Consider the following 7,500-nt stretch of genomic DNA (forward strand, 5'->3'; position numbering starts at 1 on the left):
GATCGCCGCGGCCTCGGTCGCGGCGGTCGCGTCGGCCGCGCCCATCAGCGGGTATCAAGGGGAGCAAGAGAACGCGACGCACGTCAATGTCGGCTGGAACTCCGCGCCCGATCTGGAGCTCGCCTACGGGCGAACGATCCCGATGGAGCGGTTCGTGCGCCGCCTCGATCTCGAGCTCGGACTGACGCTGCCGGTCTTCCTCGTGACGGACCTGGACTCCTTCCGCCTGGAGCCGGCGGCGCGCGCGATGCTCTTGCAGCGCGGCGATTGGGGGCTCGCCGGGCGCCTGGGGCTGCCGGTGCAGACGGGCGACAACCAGACGTTTCGGTTCGTGAGCGTGGGCGCGCACACCGGGGTCGCAGGCGGCTATTTCAAGCGCGGCGGGTTCATCGCGCTGGAGGTGGAGTACACGGCGATCCTGAGCACGTACGTCGCGGCGAGCGATCGCGCGCGCGCGACCTATGCGGGCATTCGCGACGGCTTTTATGCGCCCACGGGGGGCTATCTCGACGCGAGCCTCGCGCTGGCGCTGTCGCTCGGCGCGAGCTTCGAGCTCGGGGTTCGCGCGGGCTATCGCTCCACCCAGGGTCTCGAGCCGCCCCCGCTCGTCCCCTTCCGCGCCGAAGTGGGCCTGTCCTACGCGTTTGGAACGCCGGCGAAGGCGCCGCCCCGAGAGGTCGAGCGCGCTCGCCGGGGTCGTCACCCTGCGCTCTCGCTCAGCCGGAGCGCGGCGCCGGGGCAAACGGCGACCGCTTCCCGGACCGCCGCGTGCTGCTCCTCGGGCGGCTCGGCGTCGCGCACGATGACGATGCCGTCCTCCCGCTGATCGAAGACCTCGGGCGCGACCATCACGCATTGGCCCGCGCCGCAGCACTTTTGAACGTCCGCGATCACCCTGAGCTTCGAACCCGTTTCCATGTGTCTCTCCGCTCCCGTCTCACGTCGCCTGGGTCACCGGAGCCGTCCAGAGCCCGAGCCGGCCATCGTCACCAGCGGACCAGGAGCCTCTCGATCCCGCCGACGAGCAGGCCCTCGCGGCGCGGCAGATCCTGGGACGCGACGGCGAGATCGAGCGAGGGCAAGCGGCGCAGGAGCACGCTCAGCACCGTCTGCAGCTCGGTCCGCGCGAGCGCCTGTCCCACGCACGAATGGCCGCCCGCGCCGAACGCGAGGTGCGGGTTCGGCGCGCGGTTCAGCACCATGTCGTCGGCCCGCTCGAAGGCCTTCTCGTCCCGGTTCGCCGAGGCCATGTTGCAGATGATCGTCGTGCCGCGCGGCACCTTCGTGCCCGACAGCTCGATGTCCTCGGTGATGAAGCGCGGCAGCCCGAAGCCCGCGTTGGCGTCGAAGCGGAGCGCCTCTTCCACCGCGGTGCGGACGAGGGAGGGCTCGGCCAGGAGCCGCTCCCAGCGCTTCCGGTCCGAGAGCAGCATGGCGACCATCTTGGCGATCATGTTCGAGGTGGTCTCGTGCCCGGCCACCAGGACGCCCTGCGCCGTGAGCATGAGGACCTTTTCGCTGATCTGCTCTCCCTGGTCGGCGGCCCTGATCAGGTCGCTGAGCAGGTCGTCCCCGGGCTGCGCGCGCTTCTTCGCGATATGGCCCATCAGGTACTCGGTGAACTCCGCCTGGGCCTTGTCGACCTCCGCCTGGGTGAACTGCGTCAGGGTGAGCATCGCGTTCGACCAGGTGGCGAGCTTGTCGCGCTCATCCACGGAGATGCCGAGGATCTCGGCGATCACCCAGACCGGCAGGGGGAAGGCGAGCTCGCTCACGAGGTCGGCGGGCGGGCCCTTCGCGACCATCTCGTCGATGAGCTGGTTCGCCATCGCCTCGATGCTCTGCTGCATCGCGGAGATGCGCTTGACGGTGAACCAACGGCTGATGAAGCGCCGCCATTTCTCGTGCTGCTCGCCGGCCGAGATCTCGGCCGCGGCCTCGCTCTCGAAGGCGCTGCCCCCCTCGTTGGCCGTGATCCTCGCCGCGCCTTCCTGGCTCAGGTTGCGGGTGAACCGCGGATCCGAGAGCACGTGGCGCACGTCGTCATACCGCGTGACGAGCACCGCCTTGTCCCCGCTCGGCAGCCGGACATGGGCGACCGGACACCCCTTCCGGAGCTTGGCCCACTCCTCCGGCGGCTCCACGGCGTTCGGGGCGCGGAACGGATACTCCAGGACCTGATCGCTGCTGTCAGTGCTCATCGAGACCTCCCGCCACGGGTCTAAGGCGCGCGACTTATGAAGTCAATTGACTTAATCCTGATTTCACCCTCAGGAGCCGCGGATCGCCGGGCGGGGCATCCTCCAATTATGTAATTAAAATTACATAATTACTGATTTTGTAGTATTTCTTGGAAGGGACAGCGAAGGGGTGGGTGGAGCCGCTCAGATCACGTACCGGACCCAGCACGACTGCAGCCCACGCCCTGTCAACGAGACGCTGCGCTTCCCTCCCACTGGCCTTCATCGGTGTGGGGTCCACGCTCGAAGCGTCCCTGTCAACCGTGGGTTGCACCGGTTGACGGCAGCGGTTGCATCGGCGGCTCGCCGCCTCCCGGTCCTACGTCAGGACAGGAACCCCAGCCACAGATTCCAGCGGCCGCCCTCGGACCGGCATTCGTAGTCGTCCGCGCCGCCCGGGTTGCTGGGCCACAGGTACAGCTGAGCGGCGGCCTCACACGCGGCCTGCCTGTTGTACGAGCTGTGCAGGTACCAGAAGTCCGCCGCCGCGACGGCGGCCTGGCCACCGGTGTCCCCACGGGCCGACGCCGCTCCCGCCACGCCGGTCGCCAGGCCCAGACCGACCACCATCGCGACACCTACCGAAAGCAAGCACTTTCCTCTGCTCAATGGAGCCTCCTTGGGTTGGAGCCGGCTGGGACCACAGCAACAGGTATACCAGCCGGTGCCGCAAGCTGCCTCTGTACCCGGAGCAGGCGTTTCGCGGCTACCTGCGCCGCGGAGCAGCGGTCACGGGAGCGGGCCGTAGGAGAGCAGACCCACCTTCGGGGTCTCCATCGACAGCAGCGTGATAAGCCCGAAGTTGGTGAGGAGGGCGTGCCTCGTCGAGCCCGACGTCGCGAGCGCGACGCTCGCGGGCCCATCGAACAAGCCGCCTCTGGCGAGCACGGTCGCTTTGCCGTCAGTCCCGACCCGGACGAGCGCGTTGCCCCCGTTGCCCGCGACAAGGATGCTCCCATCCGCGTCTGCGGTGATGCCGTCGGCGCCCTGGAGCGGCAGGCATGTCGCCGGATCCGACGTGGAGAACTCGACCGCGACATCCGGCGTCCCGTCGGCGTTGATCGGGATCTTGATGAGCGCCGCCTTGTCCGTATTGGCCACGTAGAAGGCGCCGCGCGAGAGCGCGAGGCCGTTGGCGCCAAACGGGATGCCGAGGACCGTCTTGCAGGGGTTCGTCGCAGCCACGTCCCCCTTGAGCAAAGGATCGGTGAGCCAGTTGGTCACCGTCTTGCCATCGGGGCTTATCTTGAAGATCGCGCCCAGGGCCGAGTCCGTGACGAAGAGGTTGCCGTCCTCGTCGAAGACGAGCCCATTGGGCAGGTTCATGGCCGCGTCGGTGGCGAAGGCCGTGGTCACCGGACCGCCCGCCGCCGGGATCTTGTAGATGCCGGGCGCGTACGCGGCCGGGTCGAGCGACGCGGCGGCCACGTAGAGATCGCCGGCGGCAGACTGGGTGATGCCGGTCACGAAGCCCGTGTTCGCGGGCGGCGCCGGCACGGTGGCGAAGGCAGACACCTTGTTGTCGGCGAGCGAGACGGCGACGATCTCGCCGGTCAGGGCATAGCCCATATACGCCGTCTCGCTGTCGGCGGTGACCCAGAGCCCCTCGGGGAGCTGGGACCTCGCTGCATCGAGCTCGGCGAGAAACTTGAGCTCTGGCGTCGAGGCGCTGTTGCCGCCGCCGCCGCTGTTGCTGCTGCTGCTCGTGGGGTTGTCTTCACCGCACGCGACGAGAGAGGCGCTGAGCCCCAGCGCCGTCAGGAGGATCGAGCGGGAGAGTGCCATGGTCGATTTCATGAGAACTCCTTCGGTGATATGTCTCTATTGCCAGGGCGGCTGCCGCCCCTCGGCGGGACGTGAAGGACCGTGAAAGGTCGTGCCCGCGCAAACGAGCTTCTGCCCTTGCACCGCAAGGGCTCGCCGGTGCCCGCGACATACGGCAGCGCCGCGAGCTGTGGTGGCCTGAACATGACGCGACGTTCGTCCTTGCGGTAGAGTCCTCCGCCGGTTAAACTGTTCTGCCTGGAGGACAATGCTGACCACCTCCCTGGACGACCTCCTCTCGATGGCGATCTTTGCGCGCGTGGTGGAGCGCAAGTCCTTCACGGGCGCGGCGAGCGTGCTCGGGCTCTCGAAGTCGGTCGTCAGCGCGCGGCTCGCGGCGCTCGAGGAGCGGCTCGGCGTACGGCTGCTCCACCGCTCGACGCGGCGCCTCGCGCTGACCGAGGACGGCCTACGGCTCTACGAGAGCTGCGAGCGTATCCTCACGGCCGCCGACGAGGCCGCGTCCGCGATGCACGGCGTGAGCCGGGTCCCCGAGGGGCTCTTGCGCGTGTCGGCGCCCGTCTCGTTCGGCATCCTGAAGATCGCGCCCTTGCTGGGTGACTTCGCAGCGCGCTGCCCGCAGGTGCGCCTCGATCTCTCCCTCTCCGACAGCCTCGTGGATGTCGTCGGCGGGGGCTTCGACGTCGTGGTGCGCTTTGCGCGGCAGCTCGATGAGGCGCGTGTCGCGCGCAAGATCGGGTCTTACCGTCGTAGGGTCTATGCCTCGCCCGGCTACCTCGCGCGCCACGGCGCGCCGCAGGTGCCCGGCGATCTCGTCAGGCACAACTGCATCCGTCTCTCGGGGCAGTCGGGCGAGTGGGTCTTCGAGTCCGGCGCGGAGACGCTCGCCGTGACGGTCAGGGGCAATCTGGTCGTGGATAATGTCGTCGTGCTCAGGCAAGCGCTCGTAGACGGGCTCGGCCTCGCGATGCTGCCGTACTTCGTCGTCGCAGCGGATGTGGCAGCCGGCCGGCTCCAGCCTGTGCTCTCGAGCCATGCCGGGCAAGAGATCTCGATCTTCGTCGTCTTCCCTCACCACCTCCACCAGCCCACCAAGGTGCGCGCGTTTGTGGACCTCCTCGTCGAGCACCTCGGGAGCGAGCCAGGGGCGGGCGCCGCGCCGGAGAGAAGGAAATCCAGAGCAGCTCGGACATGATATCCTCGAATCGTTTTGCGCTCCCCTCCTCCGAGCGAAAATCCCGGCGGGCCCCTCCCGCGGGGGCGAACCGTCGCGATCTGTCGGATGCCCCGGGATTCTGGGAGAGCGTGACGACGGATCGCAACCCCTCGGTGGCATGGGCCCAACCCGGCCGACTTGGCGACCGCGCACGCGCCGGCCCCTCCGGCGCGTGCGTTGCCCCTACGCGCTCTCAGACGCGGGCTGCAGAGGCGGCGTCCTGCTGCAAGCGGGCGATCAGCGTCACCAGCACATCGAACGACATCACGGCGTTCGAGTGCATGGTGTGGAACACCCCGCCATCCACATCCAGAATCTGCGACCGCTCTGCCCAGAGGTTGGACGCGACGTCGGCGATGCGTTCGATCGCGATGGTCTTCCCCTCGATCGTGAGGTGGCCGCGCGTGAGCTCGATCATCCGCATCGGGTGGTCCATGTTGCGGGAGGCGAACAGGGTTTTGGACAACGCCACGCTGTCGGGCAGAGCCCGGAAGCTGACCGATCCACCGGCCTGAAGCTCGCGGTAGAGCCGCTCCCCGCGCTGCTCTACATGGCGCGTTCGCAATGTCCGGCTCAGCTCGGCGTAGCGCGAGGTGCGTGCTCCAATGAAGACCCACGGCGCCTGTGGTGTCGCCCGGTAGCCGATACCGCCGAAGTAAAACGTGTAGAGATCCTCGATGTCGGCGTAGAAGTCAGTCCGGGTGCCTTTGCGCTCCCGAGCCTGGATCGCGTTCTGGTGCAGCACGAACACGGGCTGCGAGCCCACGACCCACCACGTGCCCAGCGCGATCACGACGCCCACAGCGATCGCCCCGTAGCCAGCGCGATACAGCACCGACACATCCCCATCGAACCGCACAGTGCTGCCCGGCCCCGGTACCAGGGACAGCACCAGGGCGCCCGCACCGGCGAACAGCGCTGCCAGAAACCATCCGGCAAAAAGAAGCGAACGGCTCTTGCCGTAGGTGCCGATCACATCGCCTGGATTGTGCATGCTTCCATCCTCATCATCACGTAGGTGTCGACGGTATCACCGTTGCCCCAGTCGCTCCCGAGCACGGCGCGCGTGCCGCCAGGGCCGGGCACGGTGTGCGGCTCGGCCCAGTACGGCTCACCGAGGTCGGTGTTCTCCTTGCCCCAGCTCCGGTGGAGACCAATCCGCCAGACTTTGCCCGTGCTCGTGTCGGCGATCAGATTCTCCATGTCGAGCACCCCTGCGCCCGACGCATCGCCGATCGACGACACGAGCACCCGCCCCGGCTGCTTGTACGCCATCCCTGAGATGTGACCTGTCGGTGGATAGGGCCACCCCGTCTGCGGCCCGATGATCACCTTCGAGGTGCCCTCCGCGAGATCCCATGTCACGACGAGCCCGATGTCGGCATTGCCGCCGGGACCGGGATCGTAGACAGCCCCGTTCCAGGTGTCGTGACCGTTCACCATGCCCAGCGACGCGTGGCCGTACGGCTCCAGCAGGTCCAGCGTACGCACCCCGTTCTGCCGCGGATCGGTCACGCCGCCGCTGTCGCTCAGGAACGCGAGCGTCCCGCTCGGCGCGACCTGGGCGGGGTTCTCGTCGAGCGCCTTCCTCGCGAGCACCGTATTCTGGCCGATATCATAGTCGAACACCTGTTCGTCGCACGTAAGGCCGATGCGGTTCGAATCCCACGACATGAACAGCGGGTCGCTGCCCGCGCTCGCGCCGCCCGAGCAGAAGTCAAACGTCGTCACGACCTCCTTCGTCCCGGCGCCGACGTGGTAACGGATGAGGTCCTCGCCGTCAACGTAGAACAGGACGTCGGGATCAAATGTGTGCCAGTACACCTGCTCGATGTCCGCCGGCGAGATGTCGAGCGCCTCGATGAACCGGTACGTCTTGCCGTCGTAGAGCTGGAGCTCGCCGGCTGCGAACGAGAAGAGAATGAGCCTCGACGCGTCCGCGTTCCACGCCGAGATGGTCGAGTACATCGGCTTGGTGACCGGGGCGTTCCCGCCGTCCGGCGCGACCGCCGTGATCCGGCGGATCGTGGTGCCGAACTAGGCGTCGGTGACGGCCTCGCCGAGCGCCGGCTTGGCGGATGGTAGCAGCGACGCCGAAGCTCATGGGGTTTCCTTTGCGCGCGAGCTACGGCGCCTGGCCGCGGCAGCATGCCCCCACGCAACGTCAGGCGTACGCGACAGTTCGCGGACCGAGCCGGCTGTGCCACCCCATGGCGGCCCCGGTCGCGGCCCGAGCGATGCGCCGCCGCCTGGCTGCCT

Annotated in this window: 7 protein-coding genes; 1 reads left to right on the forward strand and 6 read right to left on the reverse strand. The window is 68.0% G+C overall.

Annotation, left to right across the window (positions count from 1 at the left end; genetic code table 11):
• Positions 1-699: 699 nt before the first annotated feature.
• From WME83_RS30235 to WME83_RS30250, 4 genes are all read right to left on the reverse strand, one after another.
• On the reverse strand, positions 700-918 hold the full coding sequence (locus WME83_RS30235; RefSeq protein ID WP_437313173.1) for a ferredoxin: 219 nt from the start codon (positions 916-918) through the stop codon (positions 700-702).
• Between the two features lie 68 nt (positions 919-986).
• Entirely contained in the window at positions 987-2,201 is a 1,215-nt protein-coding gene (locus WME83_RS30240) for a cytochrome P450 (RefSeq protein ID WP_437313174.1), read from the reverse strand.
• 363 nt (positions 2,202-2,564) lie between these two features.
• On the reverse strand, positions 2,565-2,831 hold the full coding sequence (locus WME83_RS30245) for a hypothetical protein (protein WP_437313175.1): 267 nt from the start codon (positions 2,829-2,831) through the stop codon (positions 2,565-2,567).
• Positions 2,832-2,969: 138 nt separating this feature from the next.
• Positions 2,970-4,037 (reverse strand): SMP-30/gluconolactonase/LRE family protein, encoded by a 1,068-nt coding sequence (locus WME83_RS30250; protein ID WP_437313176.1) that lies wholly within the window; start codon positions 4,035-4,037, stop codon positions 2,970-2,972.
• A gap of 235 nt (positions 4,038-4,272) precedes the next feature.
• Here WME83_RS30250 and WME83_RS30255 point away from each other — a divergent pair, with 235 nt between their 5' ends.
• The gene (locus tag WME83_RS30255) at positions 4,273-5,220 is read left to right on the forward strand and encodes a LysR family transcriptional regulator (RefSeq protein WP_437313177.1); all 948 of its coding nucleotides are present in this window, start codon (positions 4,273-4,275) and stop codon (positions 5,218-5,220) included.
• A gap of 214 nt (positions 5,221-5,434) precedes the next feature.
• On the opposite strand, the gene WME83_RS30260 is transcribed toward WME83_RS30255, so the two are convergent.
• A complete protein-coding gene (locus tag WME83_RS30260) occupies positions 5,435-6,235 on the reverse strand; it encodes a hypothetical protein (protein WP_437313178.1) in 801 nt (266 codons plus the stop codon).
• Positions 6,214-7,209 carry a hypothetical protein gene (locus WME83_RS30265; protein ID WP_437313179.1) on the reverse strand — a complete coding sequence of 332 codons (996 nt, stop codon included), beginning with the start codon at positions 7,207-7,209 and terminating at the stop codon, positions 6,214-6,216. The genes WME83_RS30260 and WME83_RS30265 overlap by 22 nt, the downstream gene beginning before the upstream one ends.
• Between the last annotated feature and the right edge of the window lie 291 nt (positions 7,210-7,500).

The organism is Sorangium sp. So ce385, from assembly GCF_051474135.1.
GTDB classification, from domain to species: domain Bacteria; phylum Myxococcota_A; class Polyangia; order Polyangiales; family Polyangiaceae; genus Sorangium; species Sorangium cellulosum_D.

Bases quoted from the DNA above. Each gene is read 5' to 3' on its own strand.
- WME83_RS30235 (WP_437313173.1), bottom strand. From the start codon at position 918: ATGGAAACGGGTTCGAAGCTCAGGGTGATCGCGGACGTTCAAAAGTGC.
- WME83_RS30240 (WP_437313174.1), bottom strand. From the start codon at position 2,201: ATGAGCACTGACAGCAGCGATCAGGTCCTGGAGTATCCGTTCCGCGCC.
- WME83_RS30250 (WP_437313176.1), bottom strand. From the start codon at position 4,037: ATGAAATCGACCATGGCACTCTCCCGCTCGATCCTCCTGACGGCGCTG.
- WME83_RS30255 (WP_437313177.1), top strand. From the start codon at position 4,273: ATGCTGACCACCTCCCTGGACGACCTCCTCTCGATGGCGATCTTTGCG.
- WME83_RS30260 (WP_437313178.1), bottom strand. From the start codon at position 6,235: ATGCACAATCCAGGCGATGTGATCGGCACCTACGGCAAGAGCCGTTCG.
- WME83_RS30265 (WP_437313179.1), bottom strand. From the start codon at position 7,209: ATGTACTCGACCATCTCGGCGTGGAACGCGGACGCGTCGAGGCTCATT.